A 17,805-nucleotide genomic window follows, 5' to 3' on the forward strand; every position below is an offset into this window, starting at 1 on the left:
TAAAAAATTATGAAGGAGGTTTTTGAATGAGAGAAGTTAAAGACAGAAAACCTTGGATATACAGATTGCTGATAGGGGTTATGGCACTTCAGCTTGTTGCTCCTAGTATCTCGGCTGCAGCTGAGCCAGGTCCTACTGTGGTAGAAGAAACTATTTCAAAAGCAAACATAGAATCGTCCGTTACGGATGCAGTCTATCAAATTCAGAACCCGGGATTTGAAAATGGGGATATGTCAGGCTGGACAATTGTCAGAGGTCAAGCGTTTGGTGAGAACAGCGTATCGGACGAGACCACCTGGTGGGCAGAACAAATCCCATATAATCAAGAAGGCGGTTATCATCTAAATGGTTGGAAGTATGACGAGGCTACTACAGGAGTGCTCCGGTCCAGCACTTTTGAGCTGGGCGGCAGCGGCTGGATCAGTTTTAAGCTTGGCGGCGCAAAAAATCCTGACAAAGTGTATATAAATATCGTGGAAGCGGATACAGGTCAAGTGATTGCTAGATATGGCAATAAAGCATTTGCAGACGTAGGTTTTCCGAATCCCGCTCAGGGTATGCGGCTTGCCAATATGGAGCAGTACAAGGCGAATCTATCCAATTATTTAGGTAAGAAGCTGTATGTGGAGATCGTAGATAATGCGACCTCGGACTGGGGATTGATTTTTGCAGATGCTTTCTTTATGTATCATGAATCCGAACCTGCCCAAGGCATCAATGCCACAGATATCAAACCGGATTTCAAGCGATATCAAATCGAGAATCCAAGCTTTGAAACTGGGGATCTGAACGGGTGGACCGTTGTGGATGGCGAGGCGTTTGGGCCAGACAGCATATCAGATGAAAGCACCTGGTGGGCGGAACAAATTCCGTATAACCAGGAAGGCGCTTACCATCTAAATGGCTGGAAATACAACGAAGCGGCGACAGGAGTGCTTCGTTCCAGCACATTTGAGTTAGGAGGAACCGGCTGGATAACCTTTAGGCTAGGCGGAGGCAAGCATACAGATCAGGCATTTATCAGCATCAGTGATGCGGATACGGGAAACTTGATTGCCAGATATGGAAACAGCGAATTTAACGATTCTGGTTTCCCTGATCCTGCACAGGGCTTGAGACTCGCGAATATGGAGCAGTATAAAGCCGACCTGTCCAAGTATATCGGTAAGAGGCTATATATAGAGGTCGTCGATCATGCGCTATCGGATTGGGGGGTGATTTTTGCGGACGCCTTCAACACCTTCAATGAAATTGTACCAGAAGAGGGTGTTATGGCCGATAACATTATCCCAACCGAAATCGCGAATCGCGGCTTTGAGACCGGAAACTTTGAGGGGTGGACGGTTGAGGGAGATGCTTTTCAAGTGACCGATGAAGGTGGTGCTGGCAAAGAAGGCAGCTTCTATACCAAGTCTAGCAAGGAAGGGGATGGCTCATTAACTTCCAGTGCCTTCACACTTCAAGGGAATGGGACGATAACTTTCACCGTTATAGATATCGTTCATCCGGAGGATGCCTATGTCGCGCTATATGATGCTACCACCAACGCCCAACTTGCAAAAACTGGGGCTGTCGGTTCCAACAAGATTATTTCTTGGGAAATGCAAAAATATTATAATAAGGGGCTTTATATCAAGGTTGTCGATCAATCTGATCAGGCAAGTATCTCCGTTGATGCTTTTCAAGCCAACGCTACGGGTAACATTTTTGTTATGAAATTCAATGAAGGTGTCGGAAAGAAAGCGCTTGAGGAAATGCAAAATCTTCAACATGATGTGAATTATGTGTTTAACAATGCAAGATATATGTCTTCCAAGGATCCGAGATGGACTCAGCACGGTGTAAAAGGTGGTGCACTTCTGTTTGATGGATACTCAAATTATATTGAAGTCAATCCAAAGGATACGATTCCAGTAAGCGATGCGCTAACGATCGAAGCTTGGGTTGCTCCTCACAGCTATGAATGGGGAGACGGCAATAAGCTGTCTGCAATTGTGAATCAGTCTGATCAGGATAAGGCTGAAGGCTTCTCCCTTGGGATGTACCGGCACGGCACGTGGTCCATGCAGGTAGGGATTGGTGGCCAGTGGATTCAGGTATGGGTTAATGATCATCCGCTCGAGAAATACAAATGGAATTATATAGCTGCTACCTTCGACAAGAAGGTTGGACAGATTAAATTGTACCTAAACGGTGAAGAAGTAGCTTCTCAGGCAACCCCCCTCAATGTTCCAATCACATCATCTACAGCGAGTCTGGTTATCGGAAAAAATAATAAACCAGTAGAGCTGGCAGGTCTGTTTTCTTACAATATGTTCAGTGGACTTATTGATGAAGTTAAACTGCAGAATAAAGCACTCACAGGACAAGAAATCCTTACTGAATATGAGAGTGTAAAGACGCTTCACGGTGGCACAGTTCCGTTAATTCCGAATGAGGATATTGATGAGGACCCTAGTGTGTTTGACGGTGATCAGCACCGTCCGCAATATCATGCAATGCCTCCGCAAAACTGGATGAATGAGGCTCACGCACCGATTTATTATAACGGTCAATATCATTTATTTTATCAGCATAATCCGCAAGGCCCATACTGGCATCAAATTCATTGGGGACATTGGGTGAGTGATGATATGGTGCATTGGGAAAATGTGAGACCTGCGCTTGCGCCAGAAGCGGGTATCCTTGATCCGGATGGTGCTTGGTCAGGCAGTGCAGCATATGATCGTAACGGAAACCCTGTTCTTTTCTATACCGCCGGTAACGATTCTTTGTCGCCGAATCAAAGAACGGGGCTGGCAACTCCAGCTGATTTGTCAGACCCTAACTTGGAAAAATGGGAAAAATATCCTGAACCTGTAACTGAGCAGAACGGAAACGGTATTCATAACGAGTTCAGGGACCCGTTTGTTTGGTATGACAAAGAAACGGACAAATGGTATCAGCTTGTAACATCCGGTCTTAAAGACTTTAGCAGTGGTACAGCTTTGGTATATGTATCTGACGATATGTACAACTGGGAGTATAAAGGACCTTTATACGTAAGTGACAGAAGCTTGTACCCGGAATTAGGCACGGTATGGGAACTGCCGGTACTCCTACCGTTAGGCAAGGATAGCTTGGGCAAACAAAAGTATATCTTCATGATCAATCCACATGAAAAGCCAGAGCAAGTACCGCCGGCAAACGATGTACAAAGAGATGTTGAAGTCTTTTACTGGATTGGAACCTGGGACCGGGATAACTATAAATTTATACCTGATCAGAACGCACCTTCCAAAATTGATGTAGGTGACGGCTACTTAACTGCAGAGAGCGGAATGGTCACCCCCGATGGAAGAACGGTTGTTTATTCCATGGTGCAGAATGTAAGAACGCCTCAAGCTGAATATCAAGCTGGATGGGCTCATAATCTGGCTCTGCCGATATCCCTAAGCCTGGATGATCATGATGAATTGCGCATTGAGCCGATTCAAGAATTGCAGAGTCTACGAGGTGCTAAATTGGTTGATTTTGCAGATAAAAATTTACAGACTGCCAATCAATTGATCCAGAATATCAAAGGCGACACACTAGAGATCGTGATGGAAATTGATCCGGGTGAAGCCCAAAAATTCGGTCTTAAGGTGCGACGCTCCGATAACGGCCAGGAGGAAACACTTATTTACTATGACAAAACGGATGGGACCTTCAATGTGGACCGGACTAAGAGCAGCATTGATCCGGATGTTCGCGTGGATGGCATCCAAGGCGGATATGTGGATCTGGACGGAGAGAACCTGAAGCTGCATATCTTCTTGGACCGTTCAGTGGTCGAAGCCTTTGCCAATAACAAGAAAAAACTGACCACACGTGTCTACGTAGGAAGATATGATTCCTTGGGGTTGCAGGTTTGGGCCGACAACAATATTACGGTCAAGTCGATGGAAGTATGGAACATGAATGCCTTGACGGGCGAACCGGCTGCTCCAGTCGATGTACCTGACAATTGGGATAACTCCGTGTATACCGATATTACGGAGCTGACTAACCATGACTTTGCCACAGGCGATTTAACAGGCTGGACTACAGAAGGAGACGCTTTCCAGGATGTTCATGTGACTGATGCCCAGTTTTTCTGGGAAACGATCTACTTCAATCCGTCGCATAAAATTCCGAGTGGCTATCATTTGTGGGGCTTCAACGAGCAAGCTGGCGGTGATAGCTTAACTGGAACGCTGAAATCGCAGAACTTTGTACTTGGTGGGAATGGCAAGATCAACTTCTTAGTCAGCGGAGGGCGTGATATCGATAAACTGTATGTTGCGCTGGTCCGGGCATCAGATGGAAAAGAACTATTTAAAGAAACTGCAACTAATTATGAGGAGTATCAACGAAAGATCTGGGATGCATCACAGTATATTGGTCAGGAGCTTTATATCAAGGTGGTTGACCAATCTACAGGCGGCTTCGGACATATTAATGTTGATGATTTTAATGTACCGGTTAAGGTGCAGAATCCGACGAATCCGACGAATCCAATCGATCCTCCAAGTCAACCTGTGATTCCTGCAAGCAAACCGGATAGTCAGCGTAGCTTGTCATTCGAGTTGGCAAAGGGAGAATGGAAGGTGCTCTTTCCGGTAACCTTGGCAGCAAATGACGGCAAGAATGCTCTTAAGGTTAAAAACGCAGATGTGGAAATTGAAGTTTCCGCAGAGATTTTAAAGGAATTACAGGCACTAGTTACAGCCAAAGAGCTTGAACAGGCGAAAATTTCTTATGAAATGAAAGCTTTATCTTCAGAGCAAAGCAAAGAACTGCTCGAACGAGCTGGACGCAAGAATCACGCAAACATTTCTTTAACCGGAGAGATCTACGGTTTCAAATTATCTATTGTTAAGGCCGATGGAACGGTGTTTACGCTTGAAAAATTCTCAAGGCCTGTCACCATTAAGATGAAAGCAAAGAAGAATTCTCGCCAGGATCTGACGAGTATTTATTACATCACTGATGACGACAGACTAGAATTTTTGGGTGGAATCTTCTCAGGCGATCAATGGACGGCGAATGTGAGCCACTACAGTAATTTTGCCGTTCTTACTTACGACAAATCGTTTGAAGATGTTAATGCCTCTTACTGGGCCAGTGATGTAATTAAAAGGATGGCTGCGAAGCAAATTGTTTTAGGTGTAAGTGAGACTTTATTTGCACCGAAGCAAAATGTGAGTAGAGCTGAATTCTCTACCTTGATCACTCGTGCACTCGGAATAAAAGCATCGGGTACAGCTACATTCAAGGATGTGAAATCCACGAAATGGTACGCTTCTTCCATCGCTGCTGCATATGAAGCAGGAATTGTTACCGGAAGAAGTATAGATACTTTTGCGCCAGAGGAAACCATAAGCCGTGAAGAAATGGCGGCAATGATTTACAAAGCGTATCTGTTTCATACAGGACAGAATGTTGCAATTAACCGCTTGAGTAATTTTAAGGATGCCGATACGATCAGCGTCTGGGCTGCAAATGCAGTCGCTGCCGTACAGGAGCTTGGCCTAATCAACGGACGTGGGAACCAATTATTCATGCCGCATGAAAATGTAAACCGTGCAGAAAGTGCTCAGGTCATCTCGCTATTCCTTGATATAGTAAATAAATAACTACTAAAGAAAAGCCGGGGAAGCAAAGTGATGTCAGCCTTCGCCATGACTCCGGCTTTCTTTGATGTAATATGAATTAATATTTTTATTTTCTCAATCGCCTAAGAAGTTGCCGTCACAACTCTTTAGCTAAATGACATCATATCGTGTCCATAACGTCAAAAAATTCGATAATACCGGCGAAGACATGGAGGATTTAATCTCCATCGGCACCATCGGCCTGATTAAAGCCATTGAGAGCTATCGCCCGAACAAAGGGACAAAGCTAGCCACTTTTGCTGCCCGTTGTATCGAAAACGAAATCTTGATGCACCTACGTTCGCTCAAGAAAACACGTAAAGACGTATCTTTACATGATCCGATTGGGACAGACAAGGAAGGTAATGAAATTACGCTTATCGATATTCTTGGCTCCGAGGCTGATGATGTCATTAAAGAGGTTGATCTGAAGATTGAGAAAAGCAAGATTTATCGTAATCTTGATATTCTGGATGATCGGGAAAAAGAAGTCGTGGTTGGGCGGTTTGGATTGGATACAGGTGGGGAAGAGCGGACGCAGAGGGAGATTGCGAAGGAGCTGGGAATCTCGCGGAGTTATGTTTCGCGGATAGAGAAAAGGGCGCTCATGAAGCTGTATCATGAGTTTTATAAGGCGAAGCGGTAGGATTTAGCGGTAATTTAGATAATAAGTAGAGATTCACAATAGAGTGATTTAAAAGCGACTTGCCAATAAGGGAGTTGCTTTTTTGTTCAGTTATGTGGTACTAGAGTATTTACAGAAAATTATCTTTTTAGCTGCTGAGGGGTGTTTTTGTGACATACAAAGAAATATATGATCTCCATATTCAATTGTTTCTGACGGAATTCGTGCGATAAAGAGCAAAGGTAGCACGAATACGCAAGTAAACTATAATTTTAATGGACAGGTATTACAGAAGAAAAGTTAAATGGGAATAATATCGTGCAGAAATCCACGTATTTCCGAGGCGACCGAGTTTTGGTGAAGAAAGACAAGAACGCTAGTAAAGATTACTATTATCTGTACAATGGTCACGGCGGTGTTGTACAGATGATAGATACGAGTGGCGCAGTTGTGAATAGCCACGCCTACGATGTGTGGGGCAACATTACCAGCCAAAAAGAAGAAACGCCAAACCCATTCAAGTACAGGGGAAGTGTATGATGAAGAGACAGGTCTTTATCATCTGCGTGCACGATATTATGATCCGAGTATAGGGCGATTTTAAAATGAGGATACGTATGAAGGACAGATTGATAAACCGCTGATTCAGAACCTTTATACTTATGTGCATAATAATCCGTTGATCTATACTGATCTGAGTGGGCACATGGCAACATGGGGATCAGGTGTTAGCGGGATGGGGAATTCTAGTTACGTTGATCTTACATCTTTAACACAAATTCAATTAACAGCGATTGTTACTGATAATAATCAACCTAAGGTAACTAAACGTGGACTTTTTATTTAAAAAAAAAGAAATGCATGTCTTTTCTGCAGATCATATTAAGAATGGAATTATGGATTTAGGTAAAAGCCGAGAAGGAATTATGAAATCTGGATTCAAAATTCTTGGGAAAATGAATGAAAAGGGGCTTAATAAAGAAGGAGCAACGTAAATTAGAACAACGATCAATGGGTTTGAATTAGAATTAGAATTTTCGTAAAGGATGGGTAACTTATATATTATGATATGTTAAAAGGACAATCTACAAGGAATATGGGGAATACTATTACTTATCCTTAGGGGGAGAAAAGTTGAATGAGTTTGAAAAAGAAATATTTGAAGCAGTTCGAAATTATGATATAGAGAAGGTTGAGACAATCATCGAGCAGAAACTTAAAATTACCCCTAATGATATCGATTTATTGATGCGCTTAGCTGTCACATTAATAAACGTACCTTTAGTAGATTATGGTAAAAGCCTTGCTTGCTTATCTCGCATTTTAGAGTATGATAAGAAAAATGTAGAAGCAATAATTTTGGAATGCTGTATTCATTATTATCATTTAGGTGGTATTGATGAAAATTTAGTGAGCAAAATTAATAATATCTATGTTTTTAATTCAGACATAAGTTCTATCAAAAAGTTAATATTATCATGGTACTTTGCAGATACAGATAAAATAAAACAACTTGAGATGTTAAGGGGATCAATAGCTATTAACCCTAATAATGTTAACTCTTATGTGCAATTAGGAAGTATACTTATTGAACAAGGAAATGTTAAAGAAGGTAGAAGTTTGATAAAGAAAGCTTTAGAAAATATTAAATTGGTGTATGACCAAAATACAATTTTTGATTTCTCAGATTTTAATGAATATCTCAATCAAAAAGTACGAGGTATACATCTAAGTAATGAAAATAAAAAAACTATTGAACGAATGCTATTCTAAAACAAAATTAAGTTATCGTCTAACCACATGTGAGTAAAAACTCCATGTGTTTTTTTGTGAAAATATGAAATAAGGATTATAAATCTAAAAATCTCAATCTGAGAGGAGAATTTTTTATGAAAAAGGAAGTAATATGTTATGTATATAATAACAACGGAAATATTACTTCAGTGAAGGAAACGAATCAAAGCGGAAACACAAACTACAACCTATGTGTATGATGCTTTGAATTATGCCGACGGTCTACGCTATCTAATGAGTACCGGCAGCAGCCATACCCAGGTGAACTATGACTATAACGCTGAGGTTCTAACTGAAGAAAAGTCGAATGGCAACAGCATAGTCCAACAATCCACGTTTGTGCGCGGGACCAGGTACTCGTGAAAAAGGACAAGGCAGCAAATAAAGTTTACTATTACCTATACAATGGTCATGGTGATGTGGTACAGATTGTGGATACTGGCGGAAAAATAGTAAATGAGTATAGCTATGATGAATGGGGCAATATCACTAGTCAGATCGAAGGAATCTCAAACTCCTTCAAATATGCAGGAGAAGTGTATGATGCTGAAACGGGACTATACTATCTACGGGCACGATACTACGATTCGAGTATGGGACATTTTTTAAATGAGGATACGGTTGAAGGGCGGATTGATAATGTATACGTATGTGATCAATAATCCACTTATATATACCGATCAAACTGGAAATATGCATGAAATGGGTGGGATCATATTGTTAATAGGCATTGTCTAAAAAGAATGCTTCTTAGTTTACCATATCTCAAGAAGAACTTCGTTCAATGCTATCCAATTAAGATATAGTAAACTCACCAGTTAACAGGAGCATTGATAGTATCGATGGAATTCGATATGTAAGAGTGGTCACTTTAAATAAGTTTATCGGACTTAATAAATTCAAAGATAATCTTGACTGATAGGAATGGGAATTTAGTTGCGGCAACACCTGGAGTTAAAAAAGAGGGTGACAATCATGAAACTTATTGGGAGTAAGTTGGAACAAGAATTAAGGGAGCAATTTATTAAATCCAATCAATCACTATTTAAGAGTGAGGAAAAAAGAAGACTACTTGAAGTAATAAGAAGTTCATTTTCGGAAATGAAAACAGCGTACATTGTTAATTGGATACCTGAACAAGGTGAAGATATTTATATGGTACTCATTAATGATGATCTTATTGCAGAGATTGAGTTAGACCGTTATAGCGATGAAGTTGAACCAATTGTTGAATTTGAAGCTGTCTCTCAATACTTACATGGACTCAGTAAACAAAATCAAATTAAGTTAGCGGTTGCTCTTGAATTAGCAAAGCAAGAACTGAAAAATATGGAATGACTAACATCAACTTTACCTTGATTGGCTTTATACCTTTCAAGGTTTTTTTGGAGCTTCCTAGTATCGAATGAACTCATCATTCAACCAAATACACATATAACCCAGGTAATACCCGTATAAAGAGCTTGTTATATCATTGCTGGTCATTTAACAAGTGCTTACAGACTTGAGCAAACACAAATTGCACTTTGCTGTTCTTTACTAAGCTATAAGATAAAAAGAGGCGTTTATATAATTGATGAATCTTACGCAGGATCTTGCTAAGCTGAAGGAGAAATTGTCCAAGAATATAACACAGATATAATTGAGAAAAATGAATAGGAACTTAACGTATGAATGAGACAATTGCACCGATGTTTGTGTTCCTGGAAAATCGGGAGCGATCGCAATTGCTTCACTTTTTTTACATAAAAAAATTGGATAATACCGGCGAAGATATGGAGGATCTCATCTCCATCGGCACGATCGGCTTGATTAAAGCCATCGAGAGCTACCGCCCGAACAAAGGCACAAAGCTAGCCACTTTTGCTGCCCGTTGTATCGAAAACGAAATTCTGATGCACCTAAGATCCTTGAAGAAGACTCGTAAAGATGTATCTCTGCACGACCCAATTGGGACTGACAAAGAAGGTAATGAAATTACACTCATTGATATCCTCGGTTCGGAAGCGGATGATGTTATTAAAGAGGTCGATCTTGAGATTGAGAAGAGCAAGATTTATCGCAACCTAGATATTCTGGATGATCGGGAAAAAGAAGTTGTCGTGGGGCGGTTTGGATTGGATACAGGTGGGGAAGAGCGGACACAGCGGGAAATTGCTAAGGAGCTTGGCATTTCGCGGAGTTATGTGTCTCGGATAGAGAAGAGGGCGCTGATGAAGTTGTATCATGAGTTTTATAAGGTGAAGCGGTAAGAGTATAGGGTCTGTCTTTTGACAGGCTCTTTTTTTGTCGAATTTGAGACATATAGTTCAAAAGAATGATGTAAAAAGTAGGATTTCCATGTAAAACATTTGAAATTTGATGTTATAATTTGGATAACTGTCTTGGTAACATTCACGGAGTAATGCCTTCAAACTAAGGTGCGCTGGATGATTTTTAAAAACTACTTCATTATACGGAGGTATCATATTTGCAGCATTTACAGTCGGTACAAGATATTTTTCAGCACAAGCTATTTCGAATCCCTGATTACCAGCGAGGCTACGCTTGGGAGGAGAATCAATGGCTCGATTTGATGGAGGACCTCGAGTTCCTGGAGGACGATCAGGAACATTATACAGGAACATTGGTTATTCATGAGGCAGAGGATGAAGGGGATATCAACGACGACGAAGGCAACACCTTAAGAGTATACGATGTTGTTGACGGACAGCAAAGACTTACAACATTATCGATCCTGCTTCATGAGATCGCTTGTCAATTTAAAGGGCTTGATGGAAGACAAACCTTTGCTGACGGCATTCTCAAAAAGTACATTGCCACGACCAAAAATGACGATAAGCTACCTAAGCTATCGCTCAACCGGGACACGAACCTATTTTATAAAAAATATATAATTTCTGAGTATGAAGCCGTAACGTCTGCCAAGGTCACCTCGGAGCAGAGATTGCTTGATGCCAAACGCTATTTTGCACAATATTTAGCCCATAGGTCGGAAGAGCTAAGTGAGCATTACTTAACATGGCTCAATAAGACGTACAACAAGATCAGCAACAAGATGAAACTGACCGTTTATTTAGTTCCAAAGGCTACAGATGTGGGCGTCATCTTTGAGGTCATGAACAATCGCGGCAAGAAGCTGACTGAGATGGAAAAGACCAAAAATTATTTATTATACCTGTCCTCCAAGTTAACATGCGACGGTGGCAAGGAGTTGGGGGAAGACATTAACCGGACGTGGACATATATCTACGAAAGCTTGATGTCGGCGAAGGCTTCGGATTCTGACGAGAACCAACTGCTCCGGAGTTTCTGGCTTATGTATCATAACTACAACTCCAAGCAATGGGATGGCAGCAATTCGTTCAAGACGGTATATAATCTGAAAAATTATAAGGGACAGCATACTCAGCTTCGCAATGATTTACGGGCTTGCGTGAATACACTCAAAGAATGTTGCACGGTGTATTGCGATGTCATTCACGCCAAACGGTCGGGTTCTTTCTTCGGGGCGAATGAAGTAACAAGGAAGGCGTTAGAAGATTATACAGCTAAACTGCAACGCATCGGTGTCATCGCCTCCTTCATTCCGCTTCTTATGGCCAGCCGGCTAAAGCATAGCGATAATCTGGAAATGTATTTGGAGCTTCTGAAGCTATGTGAAAAGTTCACATTCCGTGTATACCGTTACGCGGGTAAACGATCTAACGCAGGGCAATCGAATCTGTTAAAGCTTGCATACGATTTGTATCATGGGATGGTCACATATCAGGATGCTTTCACCGGTGTTCATCAATTATTGCTGTATTATTCTCCTAATAAGAAATTCATTGAGGAGACGAATGCAAGAGTAGACTGGTACGGATGGTATGGTCTCAAATATTTGTTGTATGAATATGAGCTGCATCTGGCATCCGGCAAGCCGGTTCTTATGGACTGGGTCTATCTGCAAAAGAAGGACAAGCAAGACTCGATTGAACATATTTTGCCGCAGACTCCAACTAAGTCATACTGGCAGTCAAGATGGACGGGAGAAGAGATTGAAGAAGCGACGCATGATTTAGGGAATCTGGTGATGACCTTTGATAACAGCACTTATAGCAACAAAGGTTTCGACAAGAAGAGAGGTTCGGCTGGACAGAAAGGCTGTTATGCTGGATCGAGCCTGTTTTCTGAGCGTGAGCTGGCTGCTTACAGTGAGTGGACTTATTCGGAGTTTGAGAACCGGAGACAGAAGATTGCCAATTGGATTGTAGGCCGGTGGCATGTGGATGACATTGGCGCTGCGTTAACAGTCGCAGATGATGAGACAGAAGATCAAGAGATTTAGTGGAATGGAGTGAATTTAACAATGGAGCCTTATGACCGTATTGTAGAATTAGCTTTTCAGAAGATGAAGCAACGTGATCAGATAAACGACGATGAGGCACACGAGACGCTCCAGCAATTATATAAACATATAGAGGATTGGGATGGGGCGGCCAGAGGGCTCTCATTTGTCGGTGACTATCTAGTCGGAGCCCATATGAATAAAATTATAGCCAGAGGAAGTGCTACCGGCAGCACAGAGGAATTCATCCGCCTAATGACAAAGGAACCATTTGTTCAGAAGAAGATAATTAAGTTGATGCAGCTCCGTAAAGCTGGTCCACTTGATGAACGGTTAACGAACCGGATCAAGGATGTGGAGTTTGAACGCGCCATAAATTTACATCCAAGTCTTCATGGCAATGCTCCGGATCAGTATATTCACCGATTTTTATGCTGCCTGTTTATGGAGATTATGACTCCAGTGGCAAGTCAGAGTGCTTTGAAAAAAATTGCAAAAATTCTTAATGTCAGAGATGCTAGCATTTCTTTTGTCAATTTACAGGTCAGAGTCAGAGGTCAAGTTGAGGATTCGCTGAAAAGGCTGCATTTAGATCAAGAAGCGAGTAATCTCGATGTATTCCGTAGAGCAGTAATTGCTCATCACATTCTGGAAGCGCATAAAGAGCTGAGCGTTAAATAGCTTTCGGGAACGTACGTTCCGTGGCAACAAGCTGACTTATAACTATGATTTAATAGGGCTGTTCGTTGCAAACAGGAGGTGATATTTTAATGAAATTGAGTCCTTTGAGTTATAAAGTAGAGAGAATTAACGGATTTCTAAATTTGGAGAAACATCCGGCAACAAGACAGAGTTATGAATTCAAATTGGCTTATATCTCCTTCTTAAGCATCACATTGCAGGCTGGAGCCAGAAATGAGGAGCAGGTTAACGATGTATTAAGTACATATAAACGGCACTTTAGCATTAAAGACAGTGATTATAATCAGTTGCAAAATATCGGGGGTGAGGGTGAGGAAGAGCTCTTCAACTCTGTCCTTACACTACTGGGATATTGCGGAGATTCCTTGAAGAGCAGGAAATTTAAAAAGTCTATATGCAGTAAGCTACTCTTGGGAGAGATGCTCTTTTTTGAATTAAATGATGCCTACAAGTTTAATTTCAATCCGATCCTCCGCTTGTATATTGATTTTTGTGAGGTTCCTCAGGCAAAAGAGACGGAAATCAAGTCATTACTGATTAAAATGATCGCAGGTGCAGATGTTAAGGGACTGCTCAAACTGAAACGACTGGAAGTGTTCAAGTATCTTCAGAACGCCGCAAATGCCTATTGGGTACAAGAACAGGCGGATTCCGTTCATGTTACAGTGATCGCCACTATGAGTTCTGGGAAGTCGACGCTTTTAAATGCACTGATTGGCAAAAAGGTCTTTCCTTCGGAAAACAAAGCGTGTACCTCGACATATTTGAAATTTACCAACAGGCCCGAGCTAGTAAGAGAGATAGGGCTGGCTGCAGGTAATTATCCAGATTTCCGCTGGAATCTTACATATGAAGATATTGCGAGATGGAATGGCGACTCCAGTATTGAGCGGATTGAAATCGAAGGTAAAATGAATAGCGTTTCGATGCTGAAGAGGCATAACGTATCTTTTATTGATACACCTGGTACAAATAATTCGAGAAATCGTGAGCACGAAGCAGTTACGAAAAGAATTCTTGAACAAAAGAACAGCGATGTGATCTTGTATGTCCTGAACGCTACAAATCTTGCTCCGGATGATGATAAGATCCTGCTGCAGCAAGTTGTAAAGCATTTAGGAGATCAACAAATCATCTTCTTATTGAACAAGGCTGATCAACTGGATCTGGAGGCAGACGACAATCTTACTGAGTCTTTAGCTGTTGCTAGAAGCCATGTGATGGAGCTTGGCATCGTTTCACCGGTTATTGTTCCGATATCCTCGTATGCTGCCGGATTGTTTAGGAACATCCTTGGTAACAGCCTCCTAACGAAGCGGGAAACGAGGGATGCTCTTTCTCTGTTGGAGTTATTCCGGATTCCGCAATATGATATGAACCGGTATGTTGACAGGAGCCTGATACAGTCGTTGCCGCAATCTGCAGTCCATGTCCGATCACACCGGATGATTCAGGTAGGCAATAAATTCATCAGCTCAAGGGAAATAGTTGAAGCGATGAAGAAGACAGGCATTCATATTTTGGAACGATTGCTACTGCAAGAGATCAAGTATACCCGATAATGGAAGGTGTTCATGTACATGACTGAAGTGTTTATCCGCTACAACCCGTATAAAGTTGAAACACAGATATTGTACGACAATGAGGAGATCAGCCAAGAGAGTCAACTTGCCAAGTTTAAGAATGAGAGACTGCAGGTCTGGCTGGACCAGCTGATTGATATATTGATAGACGAGCTTAACGAGATGGAGTTCCAGCTTGTATTCCAGGGGACGCTTCCCGACTATGATGATGTAACCGAGGTCTGTGAGAAATACAATCAGAGCAAGGCTGCCAAAATTCAGTTAGCCCATATTCCAGCTGAGTGCAAAGACGATAAAATCAGCGAACTGACGCAGCTTGTTCATGAAATGCAGCACGGTCCGTTTGAAGAGCTCCGCAGTGATGCCATTATGAAGAATTTTGCAAAAGCGCTCAGCTCAGATTTCGAGATTGCTGTAATCGCGACCATGAGCTCGGGCAAGTCGACATTAATCAACTCCCTGCTGGGCAAAGAACTGATGCCGTCCAAGCAGGCAGCCTGTACCGCAACCATTGCCAGCATCAAGAATGTGCCCAGCCGCAATGAGTTTATCGGCCGCTGTTATGATCTGGAAGGCAACGAAATTGAGCCGCTGCAGCCATTGGATAGTGACCGCATGAAGGAGTTCAACAACAATGAAGAGGTCTCGCATATTGAGATTGAAGGAAATATTCCATACATATCTTCCAAGAGCATGAATCTGATTTTGGTAGATACTCCCGGGCCGAACAACTCCAGGAACAGTGCTCATAAAGATCATACCTACCGCGTTATCAAAAATGAATCCAAGCCGCTAGTACTCTATGTGCTGAATTCAACCCAGCTCAGCACAGATGATGATAATAATCTGCTGTCGATTGTGGCGGAGCAGATGAAGAGCGGGGGGAAGCAGTCGAAGGACCGGTTTATTTTTGCTGTCAACAAAATCGATCTGTTCGATCCTGAACGGGAAACGATTGAAGATACCTTAAAGGATGTCAGAGACTATCTGCAGGATAAGGGAATCATGAATCCTAATATTTTCCCGGTCTCCGCGGAGACGGCCAAGCTGATCCGGATGGATCAGAATGGGGGTATTCTGACCCGCAAGCAGCAGCAGACACTGAATGCACATGACTTCTTCATTGAAGAACCTCAGATGCATTTGGTTAAGTATGCTCCGCTGAGCAACACCAAGAAACGTAAGCTGTTAAGTCAAATCGAACAAGCCCGGAGAACAAATGATACCTACGCTGAAGCGTTGATCCATTCCGGGATTCCATCGATTGAAGAAGCGATTAATGAGTATCTGGACAAGTATGCGGTAACATCCAAAATTACGGCTGTCGTGAACTCCTTCAAAGATATTGTAGAAGGCAAGAAAATGGAACAGCAGCTGCAGGCACAAATGTCCGGCAACGAGGAATTACGGAAGAACATCAATGCGCAAATGAAACGGATTCAAGAGGAGATTTCGAAAGGACAGAAGGCAAGTGCCTTTAAAGAACGGATCAACAATAAGAAATATGACGTCCGGGCTGTAATGAGAAGGATCGAGGGCAAGGTGCATACCAAAATCGATGATTTTGCGGCAGTGTTCAATAACGAAGGCAGCATCGAAGTATCCAGAGCTAATAAAATCATCTCTAAATTAAAAGAGGACATCTCCTCCCTGCAAAGTGACATTAAGACCGATCTGGAGATCATCATACTGGCAACGATGCAAAATGACGCCGATCAATTGCTGGAAGAGTACCGCAGCTATGTCAAGGACCTGATCGAAGTGAGCGGCGATAGCCTCCAGCAGGATGAGTTCCAGATTTTTGCCGTGGATATTCCCGACGCCGAGACGCTGGTAGACAATATGAAATATAACAAGAGCGTTGCGAACGGGGATCGGTGGGTGAAAACCTCGACATGGTGGAGGCCATCTACTTGGGGATCAGGATATTATGAGACAACCTATGTCACTAAAACCTTAGTAGACGTTGATCGTATCGCAGAAGAGGTTATTAACCCAGCTAAGCAGGATTTATTAAATAACGTTAATGAGGCGCAGGCCTACCTTGACAATGAGGTAGCCAAGCTGAAGGCATTTTTCAATACGGAAATTAACCGGCTAGAGAAACTTCTTTTGCTGAAGGTCAAGGAAATCGAGGAGCTGTCGGGCGACAGCGAGATTCTCAATTCCAGAATCCAAGAAGACATAGAGAAAAGCAAATGGCTGCACAGCTTCGTTGGACGTCTGGAGCAAATTTTAGAAATTTAAAAAAGGAAGTGAGCGGAAATATGTTTCAACCACAGAATTTCCTGGTGGAAGCTGTAAATAAGCAAGAAATAGAACAGGTAAGAGTAGCCCTAAGCACTTATCTCTCCAAAAATCCGACCAATGAACAAAATGAAGTCTTAGAGGCGGCAGAATATGCGGAGAGCCGCTTATCCGAACCGCTCTGGGTAGTGCATGACGGGCTGTACATCGAAAAAGACTCCGGCAAGTGGACCACAGATTATCTGGGTCAATTAAAGAGCGACCTTCGTTATAATTTTTCCAAGGAACGCTTTGAGTTCATCATAGAAGTCGGTAAAAAGGTCCGGGCGTTGAAAGGGAATGTCCCTCCAGCTCCTATTCGGAGTGTCGTGCAACCTGCTGGACAGCCGATGAGACAGCATGCAGTTACGCAACTCTCGTCAGAGCCGGTGAAGCAGCAGGGGGCAGCACAAGTTCCGTCACAGCCGGTTGTGCCAGCTGTATCACCGTCAGCGATAAAGACAACTACTGTGCCTACGAGGGTTGCTGATACGGGAAAGCCGAATACAAAATGGCTAGTGATAGCGGGACTGGGAGGAATAGCGATATTGGGAGTAGCCCTGTTCCTGTTGACCAGAAACCACAAATAGTAAAAGAGCAAGAAAAGAAGAGTCTGCCGATTGCAGAAGAGAAACTGGAGAGCAGAATAGTGAAGGAGCGCGCGGACATAAGAGGAAACTCAAGCACTGTTGCTCATGCAGCCCCGGATAAGGATGCTATCCGCCAATATGAATCTCAACCCGTAATTAAGAGAATTGAAAGATTCACAGATAGATTCAGAAAAGACTATAATTCTCAAAGTAAAAAATCAAAACGTAACCTAAAATA

The 17,805-nt window shown here is 42.4% G+C and carries 13 protein-coding genes and 1 pseudogene; all 14 read left to right on the top strand.

The window, feature by feature from the left end; genetic code table 11:
- Positions 1 to 26: 26 nt before the first annotated feature.
- The 14 genes and pseudogenes from ACN6MV_RS07460 to ACN6MV_RS07525 all read left to right on the top strand — a co-directional run bounded on the left by ACN6MV_RS07460 (position 27) and on the right by ACN6MV_RS07525 (position 17,567).
- The gene (locus tag ACN6MV_RS07460) at positions 27 to 5,639 is read left to right on the top strand and encodes an S-layer homology domain-containing protein (protein ID WP_419886059.1); all 5,613 of its coding nucleotides are present in this window, start codon (positions 27 to 29) and stop codon (positions 5,637 to 5,639) included.
- 133 nt (positions 5,640 to 5,772) lie between these two features.
- Complete coding sequence (gene sigK, locus ACN6MV_RS07465) at positions 5,773 to 6,303, top strand: RNA polymerase sporulation sigma factor SigK (RefSeq protein ID WP_076107143.1); 531 nt, start codon at positions 5,773 to 5,775, stop codon at positions 6,301 to 6,303.
- A 333-nt stretch (positions 6,304 to 6,636) separates the two neighbouring features.
- Entirely contained in the window at positions 6,637 to 6,822 is a 186-nt protein-coding gene (locus ACN6MV_RS07470; RefSeq protein ID WP_419886844.1) for a hypothetical protein, read from the top strand.
- Entirely contained in the window at positions 6,815 to 6,886 is a 72-nt protein-coding gene (locus tag ACN6MV_RS07475; protein ID WP_419886722.1) for an RHS repeat-associated core domain-containing protein, read from the top strand. Before ACN6MV_RS07470 ends, ACN6MV_RS07475 begins: the two co-directional genes overlap by 8 nt.
- Before the next feature lie 226 nt (positions 6,887 to 7,112).
- Positions 7,113 to 7,277, top strand: coding sequence for a hypothetical protein (locus tag ACN6MV_RS07480; protein ID WP_419886060.1), 165 nt, complete (start codon positions 7,113 to 7,115; stop codon positions 7,275 to 7,277).
- Between the two features lie 139 nt (positions 7,278 to 7,416).
- Positions 7,417 to 8,055 (top strand): tetratricopeptide repeat protein, encoded by a 639-nt coding sequence (locus ACN6MV_RS07485; RefSeq protein ID WP_419886061.1) that lies wholly within the window; start codon positions 7,417 to 7,419, stop codon positions 8,053 to 8,055.
- A gap of 380 nt (positions 8,056 to 8,435) precedes the next feature.
- Entirely contained in the window at positions 8,436 to 8,738 is a 303-nt protein-coding gene (locus tag ACN6MV_RS07490) for an RHS repeat-associated core domain-containing protein (RefSeq protein WP_419886062.1), read from the top strand.
- 313 nt (positions 8,739 to 9,051) lie between these two features.
- Entirely contained in the window at positions 9,052 to 9,414 is a 363-nt protein-coding gene (locus tag ACN6MV_RS07495) for a hypothetical protein (protein ID WP_419886063.1), read from the top strand.
- Between the two features lie 407 nt (positions 9,415 to 9,821).
- Positions 9,822 to 10,328, top strand: a pseudogene (gene sigK, locus ACN6MV_RS07500) (RNA polymerase sporulation sigma factor SigK); the annotation flags it as partial.
- A 218-nt stretch (positions 10,329 to 10,546) separates the two neighbouring features.
- On the top strand, positions 10,547 to 12,406 hold the full coding sequence (locus ACN6MV_RS07505) for a DUF262 domain-containing protein (protein WP_419886064.1): 1,860 nt from the start codon (positions 10,547 to 10,549) through the stop codon (positions 12,404 to 12,406).
- Positions 12,407 to 12,427: 21 nt separating this feature from the next.
- A complete protein-coding gene (locus ACN6MV_RS07510; protein WP_419886065.1) occupies positions 12,428 to 13,087 on the top strand; it encodes a hypothetical protein in 660 nt (219 codons plus the stop codon).
- 89 nt (positions 13,088 to 13,176) lie between these two features.
- Positions 13,177 to 14,670, top strand: coding sequence for a dynamin family protein (locus ACN6MV_RS07515; RefSeq protein WP_419886066.1), 1,494 nt, complete (start codon positions 13,177 to 13,179; stop codon positions 14,668 to 14,670).
- Between the two features lie 18 nt (positions 14,671 to 14,688).
- Complete coding sequence (locus ACN6MV_RS07520; protein ID WP_419886067.1) at positions 14,689 to 16,938, top strand: dynamin family protein; 2,250 nt, start codon at positions 14,689 to 14,691, stop codon at positions 16,936 to 16,938.
- A 20-nt stretch (positions 16,939 to 16,958) separates the two neighbouring features.
- On the top strand, positions 16,959 to 17,567 hold the full coding sequence (locus tag ACN6MV_RS07525) for a hypothetical protein (RefSeq protein WP_419886068.1): 609 nt from the start codon (positions 16,959 to 16,961) through the stop codon (positions 17,565 to 17,567).
- Positions 17,568 to 17,805: the final 238 nt, after the last annotated feature.

Origin of the sequence: Paenibacillus sp. B-A-8 (assembly GCF_048572915.1) — a bacterium.
GTDB lineage: Bacteria > Bacillota > Bacilli > Paenibacillales > Paenibacillaceae > Paenibacillus_AQ.